Annotated in this window: 14 protein-coding genes and 1 pseudogene; 2 read left to right on the forward strand and 13 right to left on the reverse strand. The window is 74.4% G+C overall.

The window, feature by feature from the left end; translation table 11 throughout:
- Positions 1-2 precede the first annotated feature (2 nt).
- From C5507_RS05255 to C5507_RS05265, 3 genes are read right to left on the reverse strand one after another with little or no spacing between them, the layout of a single operon-like run.
- Positions 3-1,130 (reverse strand): Rv2578c family radical SAM protein, encoded by a 1,128-nt coding sequence (locus C5507_RS05255; protein ID WP_104527610.1) that lies wholly within the window; start codon positions 1,128-1,130, stop codon positions 3-5.
- Between the two features lie 45 nt (positions 1,131-1,175).
- Entirely contained in the window at positions 1,176-1,649 is a 474-nt protein-coding gene (locus C5507_RS05260; protein WP_104527485.1) for an Lrp/AsnC family transcriptional regulator, read from the reverse strand.
- Positions 1,624-2,769: a M24 family metallopeptidase gene (locus C5507_RS05265; protein WP_242611024.1), complete on the reverse strand. Its 1,146-nt coding sequence runs from the start codon at positions 2,767-2,769 to the stop codon at positions 1,624-1,626. Before C5507_RS05265 ends, C5507_RS05260 begins: the two co-directional genes overlap by 26 nt.
- 76 nt (positions 2,770-2,845) lie before the next feature.
- On the opposite strand from C5507_RS05265, the gene C5507_RS05270 reads away from it, so the two are divergent.
- On the forward strand, positions 2,846-3,763 hold the full coding sequence (locus C5507_RS05270) for a 5'-3' exonuclease (protein WP_104527612.1): 918 nt from the start codon (positions 2,846-2,848) through the stop codon (positions 3,761-3,763).
- 38 nt (positions 3,764-3,801) lie between these two features.
- On the opposite strand, the gene C5507_RS22130 is transcribed toward C5507_RS05270, so the two are convergent.
- Positions 3,802-3,978: a hypothetical protein gene (locus tag C5507_RS22130; RefSeq protein ID WP_158657513.1), complete on the reverse strand. Its 177-nt coding sequence runs from the start codon at positions 3,976-3,978 to the stop codon at positions 3,802-3,804.
- A gap of 49 nt (positions 3,979-4,027) precedes the next feature.
- Positions 4,028-4,411, reverse strand: a pseudogene (locus tag C5507_RS23475) (hypothetical protein); the annotation flags it as partial.
- Positions 4,412-4,681: 270 nt separating this feature from the next.
- On the opposite strand from C5507_RS23475, the gene C5507_RS05280 reads away from it, so the two are divergent.
- Positions 4,682-6,094 carry an HNH endonuclease signature motif containing protein gene (locus C5507_RS05280; protein WP_423191802.1) on the forward strand — a complete coding sequence of 471 codons (1,413 nt, stop codon included), beginning with the start codon at positions 4,682-4,684 and terminating at the stop codon, positions 6,092-6,094.
- On the opposite strand, the gene C5507_RS22135 is transcribed toward C5507_RS05280, so the two are convergent.
- From C5507_RS22135 to C5507_RS05320, 8 genes are all read right to left on the reverse strand, one after another.
- Positions 6,073-6,438, reverse strand: a complete 366-nt coding sequence (locus C5507_RS22135; RefSeq protein ID WP_158657514.1) for a DUF4333 domain-containing protein — start codon at positions 6,436-6,438, stop codon at positions 6,073-6,075. The two genes, C5507_RS05280 and C5507_RS22135, sit on opposite strands and share 22 nt — an antisense overlap.
- 433 nt (positions 6,439-6,871) lie before the next feature.
- Positions 6,872-9,706 (reverse strand): DEAD/DEAH box helicase, encoded by a 2,835-nt coding sequence (locus tag C5507_RS05290; protein WP_104527488.1) that lies wholly within the window; start codon positions 9,704-9,706, stop codon positions 6,872-6,874.
- Positions 9,707-9,820: 114 nt separating this feature from the next.
- Positions 9,821-10,717 (reverse strand): diacylglycerol/lipid kinase family protein, encoded by an 897-nt coding sequence (locus C5507_RS05295; RefSeq protein ID WP_104527489.1) that lies wholly within the window; start codon positions 10,715-10,717, stop codon positions 9,821-9,823.
- A gap of 4 nt (positions 10,718-10,721) precedes the next feature.
- Entirely contained in the window at positions 10,722-11,639 is a 918-nt protein-coding gene (gene tatC, locus C5507_RS05300; protein ID WP_242611025.1) for a twin-arginine translocase subunit TatC, read from the reverse strand.
- Positions 11,640-11,664: 25 nt separating this feature from the next.
- Positions 11,665-11,997 (reverse strand): Sec-independent protein translocase subunit TatA, encoded by a 333-nt coding sequence (gene tatA, locus C5507_RS05305; RefSeq protein ID WP_104527491.1) that lies wholly within the window; start codon positions 11,995-11,997, stop codon positions 11,665-11,667.
- 88 nt (positions 11,998-12,085) lie between these two features.
- The gene (locus tag C5507_RS05310; protein ID WP_104527492.1) at positions 12,086-12,286 is read right to left on the reverse strand and encodes a hypothetical protein; all 201 of its coding nucleotides are present in this window, start codon (positions 12,284-12,286) and stop codon (positions 12,086-12,088) included.
- 10 nt (positions 12,287-12,296) lie between these two features.
- Positions 12,297-13,280: a helix-turn-helix transcriptional regulator gene (locus tag C5507_RS05315; RefSeq protein ID WP_207225696.1), complete on the reverse strand. Its 984-nt coding sequence runs from the start codon at positions 13,278-13,280 to the stop codon at positions 12,297-12,299.
- A 73-nt stretch (positions 13,281-13,353) separates the two neighbouring features.
- Positions 13,354-14,343 carry a helix-turn-helix transcriptional regulator gene (locus tag C5507_RS05320; RefSeq protein ID WP_104527493.1) on the reverse strand — a complete coding sequence of 330 codons (990 nt, stop codon included), beginning with the start codon at positions 14,341-14,343 and terminating at the stop codon, positions 13,354-13,356.
- Positions 14,344-14,385: the final 42 nt, after the last annotated feature.

Below are 14,385 nucleotides of genomic sequence, written 5' to 3' on the forward strand. Positions count from 1 at the left end.
CCTCACAGCAGGCTCAGCTGCTCGGGGATGTCCTTCGGCGGGGCCGGCCGCCGGGTGCCCGGCGGTTCCACCCCGGGCAGACCACGGGTCGGCAGGCTGCCGTTCGGGAAGCCGATCTCCTCGTCCCCGGGTACGCCGGTGGCGATCGGCCCGTCGGCCTGCCGCGCTGCACCGCTCGATCGGCGGTCCAGACCGTGGCGGGTCAGCAGCGGGGCCACCCGCCGGGAGAGCCAGGCGCGGTACTCGGCCGGGACGTAGGCCCGACGGGCGTAGAGCCGCTCGTAGCGCGGCACCAGCGCGGGGTGCGCGCCGGCCAGCCAGGCCATGAACCACTCGCGGGCGCCGGGGCGCAGGTGCAGCGGGATGACGGTGACGCCGGTGGCCCCGGCGGCGGCGATCGCGCCGAGGGCGGCGTCCAGGCTCGCCTCGTCGTCGGTGAGGCCCGGCAGGACGGGCGCCAGGAAGACCCCGCACGGCAGACCGGCGTCGGTGAGCGCCCGGACCAGGTCCAGGCGGGCGCGGGGCGAGGGCACGCCCGGCTCCAGGGCGGCGTGCAGATCGTCGTCCCAGATCGCCATGGAGATGCCGAGGCCGACCGGTACCTGCTGCGCGGCCTGCGCGAGCAGCGGGACGTCCCGGCGCAGCAGGGTGCCCTTCGTCAGGACCGAGAACGGGGTGCCGGAGTCCGCCAGTGCCTCGATGACGCCGGGCATCAGCCGGTAGCGACCCTCGGCGCGCTGGTACGGGTCGGTGTTGGTGCCGAGCGCGACGTGCTCGCGCTGCCACGACGGGCGGGTCAGTTCCTTGCGCAGCACGTCGACGAGATTGGTCTTCACCACGACCTGGGTGTCGAAGTCCCTGCCGGAGTCGAAGTCCAGCCACTCGTGGGTCCGACGCGCATAGCAGTAGGCGCAGGCATGACTGCAGCCACGGTACGGATTGATCGTGTACGGGAACGGCATGGACGAATCGCCCGGCACGGCGTTGAGCGCGCTCTTCGCGCGCACCTCGTGGAACGTCAGGCCCGGGAATTCCGGCACCTGCACGCTGCGCAGCAGACCGCGGATCGACGGCATGCCCGGCAGCGCCGAGGTGTCCTCGACGTCGAGCCGCTGCGCTTCCCACCGCATGGACACCATGCGAACACGCGTTCGAACGGTTGTCCACCCCGGCGGTCAGATCGGCGGGCGGTCCTCGTAGGAGGTGGAGAGGACGACCGTCGTCCGGGTGGTGACGTGGGCCGCCGACCGGATCTCCTTGAGCAGCGCCTCCAGGGCGTCCGGCGAGGCCACCCGCACCTTGAGGATGTAGCTCTCCACGCCGGCCACCGCGTGGCACTCCTCGATCGCGTCGAGGTGCGCCAGCAGGGCCGGCGCGTCGTCGGTCTGCGAGTCGGTCGGCGTGATCGACACGAAGGCGGTCAGCGGCAGCCCGAGCTGCTTGGCGTCCAGCGTCGCCCGGTAGCCGGTGATCAGCCCGCGCTGCTCGAGCCGGCGCACCCGCTGGTGCACCGCCGACACCGACAGGCCCACCCGCTCGGCGAGCTCGGTGTAGCTGGCCCGCCCGTCGCGGGCCAGCGTCGCCATCAGCGCCCGGTCGACGTCGACCGCGGCCGCCCCGGACTCAGCCGGGGAGTTCGACGAGCTCACGGGGGCCGTTGTTCAGGACGCGGACGCCGTCGTCGGTGCAGACCACGATGTCCTCGATGCGGGCGCCGCAGCGGCCGGGCAGGTAGATGCCCGGCTCGACGGAGAACGCCATGCCGGGTTCCAGCGGCAGGTCGTTGCCCGCCACGATGTAGGGCGCCTCGTGGGTGTCGAGGCCGATGCCGTGGCCGGTGCGGTGGATGAAGTACTCGCCGTACCCGGCGTCGGCGATGACATCGCGCGCCGCGGCGTCGATCTGCTCGGCGGTGACGCCGGGGCGCACGGCCGCCGTCGCGGCCTGCTGGGCGGCGTGCAGCACGCCGTACCACTCGGCGACCTCGGCCGGGGCGCTGCCGCCGACCACGTAGGTGCGGGTGCAGTCCGACCGGTAGCCGGTCGCCGTCTCCCCGCCGATGTCGACGACGACGAGGTCGCCGGCCTCCACCGTGCGGGACGACAGCTCGTGGTGCGGGCTGGCCCCGTTGGGGCCGGACCCGACGATGGTGAAGTCCACCCCGACGTGCCCGTCGGCGAGGATCGCCGCCGCGATGTCGGCCCCGACCTCGGCCTCGGTGCGGCCGACCCGCAGCCACTCCCCCATCCGCGCGTGCACCCGGTCGATGGCCGCGCCGGCCAGCGCCAGCTCCTCCACCTCGGCGGGCGTCTTGACCATGCGCAGCCGGTCCACGACGGGAGCGGCCAGCTCCAGCGTGGAGCCGGGAAGTGCACGCTGGACGCCGAGCGCGTGCTCCGCCCAGGTCCGCGAGCCGACGGCCACCCGTCTGGGCGACCCGCCCAGCCGCGCGGTCGCTGCACCGGCGAGGACGGCGAAGGCGTCGTCCGTCTCGTCCCAGGCCAGCAGGTCCAGGCCGAGGGCGCCGGCCGGGCTGGCGTCGACCATCGGCGCCTCCAGCCGGGGCACGACGAGGAAGGGCTCGCCGGCGCGCGGCACGGCCAGCGCCGTCAGGCGTTCCATCGCGTGGGCGTCGTACCCGCACAGGTAGCGCAGGTCGGCGCCGGGGGTGAGCACGAGGAGGTCGACGCCCAGCTCCGCGGCGATCGAGCGGGCCGCGTGCACGCGATCGACGGTGACCAGCGGGGCGGAGGCGGTCGGGGTTCCCACAGCGGCAGACTAGCCAGCCACCCCGGGATTCCCCGCACGCGTCGCCGGACCGCTACCGTCCGCCGTCGTGAGCACCATGCTGCTGGACGCCGCGTCGCTGTACTTCCGGGCCTTCTACGGGGTCCCGACCAGCGTCACGACGCCGGACGGCCGGCCGGTCAACGCCGTCCGCGGCTTCCTGGACATGACCGCCCGGCTGGTCACCACGCACGGCCCCGACCGGTTCGTGGCCTGCTGGGACGACGACTGGCGCCCGGCCTTCCGGGTCGAGGCGCTGCCCTCCTACAAGGCGCACCGGGTCGCGCCCGAGGGCGGCGAGGAGACGCCCGACGAGCTGGGCCCGCAGGTGCCGATCCTGGTCGAGGTGCTCGCGGCGGCCGGGATCGCCCGGGTCGGGGCGCCCGGGTACGAGGCCGACGACGTCATCGGCACGCTCGCCACCCGCGCCCGCGGGCCGGTCGACGTCGTCACCGGTGACCGGGACCTGTTCCAGCTGGTCGACGACGCCCGCGGCGTGCGGATCCTCTACACCGCCCGAGGCATCTCCGACCTGGAATTCGTCGACGAGGCCGCCGTCGCCGCCAAGTACGGCATCCCGGGCCGGGCCTACGCCGACTTCGCGGTGCTGCGCGGCGACCCCAGCGACGGGCTGCCCGGGGTGACGGGCGTCGGCGCGAAGACGGCGGCCGCCCTGATCAACGAGTTCGGCGACCTCTCCGGCATCCGGGCCGCGGTGGCACGCACCGTCGTGCCGAAGCCGCCGCTGACCGCGGCGGTGCTCAAGAGGCTGCACGCGGCCGCCGACTACCTCGACGCCGCGCCCGTCGTCGTCGCCGTCGCCACGGACATCGACATGCCCGCGGTCGAGGGCGCCCTCCCCCGCTCGCCGGCCGACCCCGATGCACTCGCCGAGCTGGCCGAGCGGCACGGCCTGCAGTCCTCGCTCAGCCGCCTGGGCGCGGCGCTCGGCTGGCCGGCCGACGCGCTGGGCTGATCCGGGGTCAGGGCTCGCTCCAGGTGCAGCGGGCGCCGTCAGGCCACCGTTGACTCGACGACGACGGCGCGACGGCGGACGTCGGCGAGCACCGCGACGATCCCCTCCACCTGCGCCAGATCGTCGCGCTCCCGTAGCTGGCGGGTGTACTCCTCGTCCTGGAGCCGGAACTTCTCGGCCAACTTCTGGACGTCGGCGTGGGTGAGCGGGGCCATGGACGGCGGTGTTGCCGAGCTTGCGGATCAGCGTGAGCTTGTTCGTGATGCCGAGCGGGACCTTGCGGGCGAAGGCGGGATCCGCGATGCGTGCGGCGACGTCGTCGCGGTACGGGACCGGCAGCCTGTCGACGGCGTAGATGTGGGCGACGAGCTGCTCGACCGCTCGGCGGGCGTAGAAGCAGGCGGAGCGTGGGTCGGTGGCGAGATAGGACGCGGCGCGCACGCAGTCGGCGTGGACCGCCGGCCATTCAGCACGCAGAAACCCGAAGTTGCTCGATGCGCCTACCACGATCCCCGTCGACCAGCGGCCGCGGACGTCGGTGCGTGGCCGAGTTGTCACTCCAGGAGATCTGTGCGTGCCGGGGTGCTGGCCGCGGAGCTTCGCTCGCCCGGCAGGGCGAGATCGAATGGCGCAGGTGGCCGCTTCCACCGATGGGATAACGAGGCGCTGACCAGCGCATTCCGGTTGTCGGCGGAGGACGGCCGCGGTAAAATTCGAACATCCGTTCGAATTAGTGGCGATCGAGAGGAGAGTGCCATGGGTCTGGACGACGGCTTCGTCCCGTTCCCGGATGCTGGCACCTTCCGGCTCGGCGGCTCGACTCCGGCGCCTGCTCCGCCCCGGGCGGCCGACCGGGAGGCGACCTCGGCTCGGGGCGCGGAGGCGACGGCCGCGGGCGAGGCGGCCCGGCAGCTGTCGATGGAACTGCCCGACGACGTCGCGGCCGTCCTGGCCGGCGCGCTCGAGCTGGCCGGTGCGGATCTGCTCGACGGCTCACCTGCCACCCAGGCGTCGGTGTTGCTGGCCCGGGTCCGCGGGTTGACCCAGCTGCAGAACGTCATCGAGGCCGCTGTGGCCCGGACCGTTCGGGCCGCCGAGTGCGCCCAGGCCGCGGATTTCGACGGGCACAAGACGATCAAGAGCTGGATGTCGGGGCACCTGAACGTCTCCCCCGCCACTGCCGCCCGGGTGACGAGAGCCGGACGGACATTGGAGCAGCTGCCGCGGTGGTCCGAGGCCGCCTGTGCCGGCCGGGTCACCCCCGATCAGACCGCGGTCGTGGCCAGGGTCGCCACCCCGGCGCGACTGGCCGCCGCGGCCGAGCTCGGCGTGGAACTGCACGGAGACGACGGGGTCGACGCGACGCTCCTGGCCTGCGCAACCGGCGATCATCCCGAGACGCTGCCTGCCGTCGTCGCGCGCATGCTGGACTGGATCGACCCCGACGGGCCGGAGCCCGACCCCACCCGTCGGCGGGAGCTGCACCTCTCCCCCTCGGCCGGCGCCGAGGGCGGCGGAACCATCCACGGCCGCCTCGACGCCGCCGGCTACGAAAAGGTTGCGACCGCACTCACCGCCTACCAGCAGGCGGGCCGGGCCGCTGAGGACGACCGCAGCCACGCTCAGCAGATGGCCGACGCCCTCGTCCAACTGGCTTACAACGGCTTGGCCGCCGCCGACACCCCGATGCTGCGCAAGCACCACGCGCAGGTCGCGGCCACCATCTCCGCTGGGGACCTGCTCGATCCCGACGTGATCGCGGGCGCCGCACGCCTCGGGTCGGGCCAGCGGGTGTCCAACGAGGTGGCCCGCCAGTTGGCCTGCGACTCGATCATCACCCGGGTGCTCTTCGGTCCCGACGGCATGCCGCTGAACATCGGCCGTTCACAGCGACTCGTGCCCGCACCCATCCGCAAGGCGGCCGACGCCCGTGACGGCGGTTGCACCTTCGCCGGCTGCTCGGCTCCGACCTGGTGGTGCGACGCCCATCATGTTCAGGAGTGGATCGCCGACCACGGTGAGACGTCGGTGGCCAACACAGCGTTGCTCTGCGAGCGCCACCACACCAAGGTCCACCACGGCTTCTCCATCGCCTGGGATCCGGTCGAGAAACGGTGGCGCACCTACCGTGAAGACGGCACCGAGATCATTGTCGGCTACCCACACGGAGAACCGGCTTCCCTCGATCGTCGACTTGACCTGCCCCCGGAGAACCGTCACGCCCGGCACGCTATCCCGACGAGCGATCCATCCCCGGAAGGCGGCTGCGGGTCGCTGGGCGGCGTTGCCGGACTCACTTCAGCCGAGGCTCACGGCTCCGACCAGGTGTAGCGCGCCTCCTCGGGGTCGGTGATCTCGATCCGGAGGGTGACCTCCTCCTCGTCCTCGGTGACGCCGGTGCAGTCGTAGGTGGCGCCGTCGTCGACGGTCATCTCCTCGGCGCACTCCAGGTCCACGGCGACGCCCTCGCGCTGCTCGAACTGATCGGCGACGTCCTGCTCGACGGCGGACCGGGAGAGCACCGTCGACCCGCCGGTGGTGGCCAGGAGGACGGAGACGACCGCGACGGCCGCCAGGAGCAGCAGGCCCAGGACCAGGCCGCGCCGCGACCTCCGGGCCGGCTGCGGGGCGCCGTAGCCCGGATGGCCGTAGCCGGGCACGCCGTAGCCGGGCACGCCGTGCTGGGACGGCCCCGGCTGCCAGGGACCGGGCTGATGCGGCCCGTACTGGTGCTGTCCGGGCTGGGGTGCCCCGTACGGCGGCTGTCCGTACTGGGGCTGTCCGGGCTGGGGTGCCCCGTACGGCGGCGGTCCGGCCTGGGGCGGCCCGGCCTGGGGCGGCCCGTACGGAGGCCGGCCCGAAGGCGGCGGCCAGCTGCCGAACGGGGGCTGCCCGTAGGGCTGGGTCCCCCCGGGAGGCGCGTTCCACGGCTCGGGTGACGGCGCGGCACCCTCGGGACGCCCACCCCGCGGGTCGCCCTCGCGGAAGTCGTCGTCCTGCGGCGGGTTGGTCATCGTCTCTCCCGGAGCCGTGCCGAACCCGGCCACCGGCCGGGCGCGACGAATTCTGCCGCACCGGGCCGCCCCATCCGGGACGGCGACGCGCTGGTCAGCCGCCGACCGCCACCGCGACCACGCCGCGACGGACCCGGTCCACCGCCGCGCGGGCCGTGCGGGCGACCGCGTCGTCGGCGACCTTCGCCAGCTGGTCCAGCAGGTCGATGAGCTGCCGGGCCCAGCGCACGAAGTCGCCGCCTGAGAGCTCGGTGCCGGCCTGCTCGGCGCCGGCGAGCACCCGGTCCAGGCTCTGCCCGTCGGCCCACCGGTAGGCGGCCCACGCGAAGCCGAGATCGAGGTCCCGGCTGGCCGGGACGCCGTGGTCGAGCTCGACGTCCTGCAGCCGCGAGCGGATCCCTCGCATCACGCCGATGGCGGCGGCCACCTTGCCGGCGGGGACGGCCGGCAGGCTGGGCGTGTCCCGGCGGGCCTCGAACACCAGCGTGGAGACGGCGGCGGCCAGCTCGACCGGGTTCAGGCCCCGCCACGCCCCGGCCCGCAGGCACTCGGCCACCAGCAGGTCCGACTCCGACCAGATCCGGGCAAGCCGGCGCCCGTCGTCGGTCACGACCGGCGCGTCGTCCACGGCGCCGAGCTCCTCGGTCTCCGCCGGCACCAGCGGCACGACCTCGGGCACCAGGTAGCCCAGTTCCTCCAGCACGTCGCAGGTGCGGTCGAACTGGCGGGTCAGCGATCCGGTGCGCTCGGCCATCGTGCGCTGGAGGGCGTCCGCCTCGTGCACCGCGCGCAGCCACCGCTCGGCCACCCGCACCCGCTCCTCCCGGTCGGGGAGCTGGTGCACCGGGTGGTTGCGCAGCGCCGCGCGCAGGTCGGCCAGCACCGGGTCGTCGGCGGCCGCCGAGCGGTTCTTGACCCGCCGGGCGCCCAGGTCGTGCTCGACGCGGGCGTTGCGCAGCGTGGAGGCGAGGTCGCGGCGGGCGTGCGGGCTGCGGTGGTTGAAGTTCTTCGGCACCTTCACCCGCGCCAGCGCCGTCACCGGGCCCGGGAAGTCCACCGAGCCCAGCCGGCCGGCCCACTTGTCCTCGGTGAGCACCAGCGGCCGCGGATCGGCGAGGTCGGTGATGCCCGGGTCCAGGACGACGGCCAGGCCCTGCCGGCGGCCCGTGGGCACGCGGATCACGTCGCCGGGGCGCAGCGCGGCCAGCGCGTCGGCGGCCTCCATCCGGCGCTTGGCCTGCGAGTCGCGGGAGAGCTCCTTCTCCCGGTCGGAGATCTCCCGGCGCAACCGGGCGTACGCCCCGACGTCGCCGCGGTCGGACCGCATCTCGAGGGCGTTCCGCTCGGCGTCCTGCTCGTGCCGCGCCGCGGCCCGGGCGAGCCCCACGACGGAGCGGTCGGCCTGGAACTGGGCGAAGGAGCTGGCCAGCAGCTCCCGCGCCCGGGCCCGGCCGAAGGAGCCGACCAGGTTGACCGCCATGTTGTAGCTGGGCCGGAAGGACGACCGCAGCGGGTAGGTGCGGGTGCTGGCCAGCCCGGCCACCACGCTCGGGTCCATGCCCGGGGCCCAGATGACGACGGCGTGCCCCTCGACGTCGATCCCGCGGCGCCCGGCGCGGCCGGTCAGCTGGGTGTACTCCCCCGGAGTGACGTCGACGTGCGCCTCGCCGTTCCACTTCACCAGACGCTCGAGGACGACCGTGCGCGCCGGCATGTTGATGCCCAGCGCCAGGGTCTCGGTGGCGAACACGGCCTTGACCAGGCCGCGGACGAAGCACTCCTCGACGGTCTCCTTGAACGCCGGGACCAGTCCGGCGTGGTGCGCGGCCAGCCCGGCCAGCAACCCCTCGCGCCACTCCCAGAAACCGAGGACGTGCAGGTCCTCCTCCGGCAGCGAGCCGGTCCGCTCGTCGATGATCGCGGCGATCTCGGCGCGCTCGGCCTCGTCGGTGAGCCGCAGACCGGACAGCAGGCACTGGTGGACGGCGGCGTCGCAGCCGTTGCGGCTGAACACGAAGGTGATCGCCGGCAGCAGGCCCGCGCCGTCCAGCCGCTCGATGACGTCGGACCGCGCCGGCGGCCGGTACCGCGGCCGGTGCCCGGAGTCACGTCGCCGGTCCCCGCCCCAGCCCTCGATCCGCCGCTCGTGCTCGCGGACGTGGCGCACCAGCTCCGGATCGACGACGGAGGCGCCGCGCTCCCGGGTGGACAAGGGGCGGGGGCTCTGCCCGTGCTCCCCGGCGTGGGCCGCCGGGCGCAGCGAGAAGAGGTCGAAGACCCGGTTGCCGACGAGCATGTGCTGCCACAGCGGGATCGGGCGGATCTCGCTGACCACGACCTCGGTGTCGCCGCGGACGGTGACCAGCCAGTCGCCGAACTCCTCCGCGTTGCTCACGGTCGCCGACAGCGAGACGAGCGTGACCGACTCGGGCAGGTGGATGATCACCTCCTCCCACACCGCGCCGCGGAAGCGGTCGGCGAGGTAGTGCACCTCGTCCATGACCACGTAGCCGAGGCCGGCGATCGCCGGCGACTCGGCGTAGAGCATGTTGCGCAGCACCTCGGTGGTCATCACGACCACCGGGGCGTCGCCGTTGATGGCGTTGTCGCCGGTGAGCAGCCCCACCCGCTCGGCGCCGTAGCGCTCGACCAGGTCGTTGTACTTCTGGTTGGACAGCGCCTTGATCGGCGTCGTGTAGAACGCCTTCCGCCCCTCGGCGAGGGCCTTGTGCACGGCGAACTCGCCCACCACCGTCTTGCCGGCGCCCGTCGGCGCGCAGACCAGCACGCCGGAGCCCTGCTCCAGGGCCTCGCAGGCCTCCACCTGGAACGGGTCCAGGGCGAAGCCGAGCTCGGCGGTGAAGTCGGCCAGCGTGGGGTGGGAGGTCCGCCGCCGGGCAGCGGCGTACCGCTCAGCGGGGCTGGACATGACGTCCACGTTAGGCGCGCGCCGGGGCGTTGGCGCGCCGCCACGATCAGGCTCCCTGATCATCGGGTGTCCCCCCTCAGCGTCTGCGACGAGGGAGGACGCGCCGTGATCAGGTCACCTGATCGTGGCCCCGTCGGTGCCGGCGACGCGCACCGCGCCGGGCACGCACTCGCTGGTCGCCGGCAGCGGCGCGACGGGCTCGCCGTCGGCGTAGGTGGTCACGCCGGCGCAGCTCAGCTCCACGCGGGTGGCCCGGTACACGCTCACCGCGGGGTGCTGGACGTGCGTGCCGTCGGCCAGCCGTGGCCTGGTGCGGATCAGGTCCAGCCTGCGCCCCGCCGCCACGACGGTGACGTCGAACAGCCCGTCCCCGAGGTCGGCCCCCGGGCAGATCTTGAGCCCGCCGCCGTACCAGGGGGTGTTGCCGACGGCGACCATCGTGGCGGCCAGCGTGCGCGCCTCGCCGTCCAGCGACAGCGTCATCTCGAGGGGCCGCAGCCGGGCGAGCTCGACGAGGACGGCGACGTCGTACCGGCGGCGCCCGCGCGGCCAGCGCAACCGGTTGGCGCGGTCGGTGACGGCGGAGTCGAAGCCGCAGCACAGCACGGTGGCCCACCAGCGGTTCCCGGTCCGGCCGGCGTCCATGGCCCGGCTGCGGCCGGCGAGGAGGTCGGCGGCGGCGCTGCGCGCGGCCTGCAGGGGATCCGTCGGCACGCCGAGGGCCAGCGCCAGGTCGTTGCCGGTGCCGGCGGGGACCACGACCAGCGGCGTCGGCGTGCCCGCCACCGCCTGCAGCGCCGCGTGCGCGGTCCCGTCGCCACCGACGGCGACCACCGCCCCGGTGCCCTCGCGCACCGCGACCTCGGCCTGGCGCTCGGCGTCGGCCCCGGTGGTGGCGGGCAGGACGTGCGGGGTGAGCCCGGCCGACCGCAGGGCGGCGACGACCGCCCCGGCCCGCGCGCGGGCACGGCCCCGCCCGGCGGCGGGGCTGATGAGGACGCTGACGTCCACGCGGTCAGCCGCGGGGGGACGTCGGCGCGCGGTCCACCGGTTCGTCGAGCGACGACGGGTGGGCGTCCAGCGGCGAGGCCTCGTCGTCGGACAGGCCGTGGAAGTGCTCGGCGGCGTCCCGGCGCGCCCGGCGCCGGTCGACGAAACGCGCCACCTGGATGGCGAGCTCGAACAGCAGGATCATCGGCCCGGCCATGAGCAGCATGGTGAACGGGTCCTGCGTGGGGGTGACGAAGGCGGCGAACACGATGGTCAGGAAGAAGATCCAGCGCCGGCTGCGGCTGAGCACCTCGTGGCTCAGGACGCCGGCCAGGTTGAGCGCGACGGCGATCAGCGGCACCTCGAAGCTCACACCGAACGCGACCAGCAGCGACAGCACGAAGCCGATGTAGTCCTGCGCGGTCAGTGCGATCACCACGCCGTCGCCGGCCAGGGAGAGCAGCAGCTCCAGACCGGCGGAGAGCGAGACGTAGGCGAGCACGGCCCCGAGCGCGAACAGGGTGCTGGAGACGGCGACGAAGGCGATGCCGTAGCGCTTCTCGTTGGTCTTGAGCCCGGGCGTGACGAAGGCCCAGAGCTGGTACAGCCAGAACGGCCCCGACAGCACCGCGCCGGCCAGGAACGCCACCTTGAGCCGGATGAAGACACCGCCGAAGACGTCGGTGATCAGCAGTCCGCAGCCGCCGGCGTCGTCCCCGCCGTAGCGCAGGTCCTCCGGCAGGCCGCAGTAGGGGGCCCGGATGAACTCGCCGAGCCCGTGCTCGTACCACCAGAACGCCACGGCGGTGGCCACCAGCAGTGCGAGCAGCGCCTTGCCGATGCGGTTGCGCAGCTCGGTGAGGTGGGCGACCAGGCTCATCGTCGCCTGGGCGTCACGCGGCGGCCGCCGACGGCGCCGTGCGCCCCGGGTCGCCTCGCTCACCGCCGTGCTGCCTGGTGCGCGGGGGTCAGCGCGGGCCGTCGGCCGCGCGCGCCTGCTCGGCGCGGGCCCGCAGCTCCGCGGCACGCAGCTCGGCCTGGCGGGCCTCCTCGTGCAGTTCCGCGGTCGGGTCACCGGACGCCGGCGCGGCGGCGGGGGTGACGATCTCGCCCCGGAGGGGCGTGGTGCGGGCGGCGTCCTTGGTGCGGACGTCGTCCTCCTTCATCCCCTTCATCTCGCCCTTGAAGATGCGCAGGGACCGGCCGAGCGACCGCGAGGCGTCCGGCAGCTTCTTGTAGCCGAACAGCAGCAGGATGGCCAGGATGATCAGGCCGATCTCCAGCGGGCCGAGTCCGCCCATGGCACGTCCTCCAAGAGTTGATGGCACCCGAATGCTACGCCGGGAAGCGTTCGGCTCCCCGCTGCCGGGCGGTTCGGTCGACTGCTGTTCAGCGCTCGTTCATGTGGCCGCGCGTGCGCTCGGCCGCGGCGGTGGTGGCCTGCACCTGCTCCAGCACCGGGCGCAGGTCCCGCGCCCCGGCCTCCAGCTCCGCGCGGAGCCGGCCCAGCCCGCCGAGCACCCCGTGCAGGAGCACGGCGAGCACGACGAGGGCGACGACGGCCACGGCGAGGGCGATCCAGAGCAGCACGGGCTCGACCCTAGCGGCCCGCGCCCGGCGTTCCGCCGTAGCGGGCGAGCGCGGTCCGGGCCTCGGCGGCGACCTGGGTGGCGATCTCGACCGGCTCGTCGACGACCGCGTCGCCGCCCAAGGAGGCGACCAGCCGGCGGGCCCAGGCCAGGTCGGCGGTGCGCACGGTGACGGCGAGGCCGCCGGGTGGGTCCTCGACCGGGGTGATGTCCTCCACCGGGTAGTAGTCGGCCACCCAGCGGGCGGCGCGGGCCAGTCGCAGGCGCACCGCGGGGGCCTCGGGCCCGGGCCGGTAGACGCCGTCGTCGACGTTGCGGGTCTCCGCCTGCGGAGGCGGGGCGGCCGGCTCGTCGAGCACCGCCACGTCGTCGACCCGGTCGAGGCGGAACAGCCGGACGCCCTCGGCCCGCCGGCACCAGGCCTCGAGGTACCAGCGGCCCTCGACCAGGAGCAGCTGCATCGGGTCGACCGTCCGCTCGGTCCGCTCGTCGCGGGTGGGCACGTAGTAGTGCAGGTGCAGCGCCCGGCCCTTCTCCAGGGCGTTGCGGACGACGGCCAGGGTCTCCTCGCGGGCGTCGACGCTGACCGCGACGGGGGTGACCCGCTCGGCGGCGTCGCCGGCGGCGGCAGAGACCTTCGCCAGCGCCCGGCTGACCGCGTCGCGTTCGGCGAGCCCGGGCAGCTCCAGGAGGGTGCGCAGGGCGACGACGAGGGCGACCGCCTCGTCGGTGGTCAGCCGCAGCGGGCGCACCATGCCGGCGCTGAAGGTCACGCGGACCCGGTCGCCCTCGAAGGAGACGTCGATGAGGTCCCCGGGCCCGTAGCCGGGCAGACCGCACATCCACAGCAGCTCGAGGTCGCTGCGCACCTGCCGCTCGGTCACGCCGAAGTCGCGGGCGGCCTCGGCCAGGCCCACGCCGTCGGGCCGGGCGGTCAGGTAGGGCACGAGGGCCAGCAGCCGGGTCATGCGGTCGGTGGTGGCGGACGCGCTCACGCGGCCTCCTCGCTGTCGCTCGTCATCCGCGTGAGCATGGCTGCTGTGCTGATCGGTGAGCTCGCACGCTCGCTCACGTCGTCTCCCCCAGGGCGGCCAGGCGGGTCAGCCGGGCGATCACGGCGTCGCGCATCTCGGTGGGCGCCTCGACGACCACGTCGGCCCCGTAGGCGGCGAGCTCGTCGGCCAGCGCCCACGGCTCGGTGGTGCGCAGCTGGAGCCGGTCCTCGACACCGCCGGCACCGTCGTCGGCCGGGCCGAGCGAGGTGGCGCGCCGGCGCAGCCCGACCGCCGCGCCGGGCCGCGCGCGGACCAGGACGAGGTGCTCCTCTCCCCCGGCCTGTCCGGCCACCACGGCAGTGAGGTCCAGGTCGGCAGGCGGCTCGAACGCACCGGCCGGGCCGGTCGGCTTCGGCGTCCCGACCACGCGGGACAGCCGGAACACCCGGTCGGCCTGGCGGTCGAGGTCGAAGCCGACGAGGTACCAGCGGCCGTGCCAGGCGACGACGCCCCACGGCTGCACGTGCCGGCGCGCCGCGGAGTCCTCGTCGGGCCTGCGGTAGTCGAACTGCAGCTGCCGGCGGTCGCGGGCCGCGGCGTAGGTGGGCTCGAAGGCGGCCTCGCCCCGGTCCAGGCGCGGCTGGATGGGCAGCGAGCGGGAGGTGTCGACGTCGACCCCCGCGGCCTTCAGCTTCACCAGGGCGCTCTGCGCGGCGCCGGCCAGCTGCGCGGACTCCCACAGCCGCACCGCGAGACCGATCGCGGCGGCCTCCTCGCCGGTCAGGTGGATCTCCGGCAGCTCGTAGTCGGCGCGGGCGATGCGGTAGCCGTCCTCGGTGTCGAAGGCGCTGGTGCGGCCGGTCTCCAGCGGGACGCCCATCTCGCGGAGCTCGGCCTTGTCCCGCTCGAACATCCGCTTGAACGCCTCGTCGGCGCGGTCGGACCCGTCATCGGCCTCGTAGCCGGGGACGGTGGCGCGGATGCGGGCCGCGGTCACGTACTGCCTGGTGCTCAGCAGGGCGATGACCAGGTTGACCAGTCGTTCCGCCCGCTTGGCCGCCATGCCCCACAGGCTAGTCAGGCACCGGTCGGGTCGCTGCCGCCC

The sequence above is a fragment of the Blastococcus saxobsidens genome, assembly GCF_002938435.1.
GTDB lineage: Bacteria > Actinomycetota > Actinomycetes > Mycobacteriales > Geodermatophilaceae > Blastococcus > Blastococcus saxobsidens.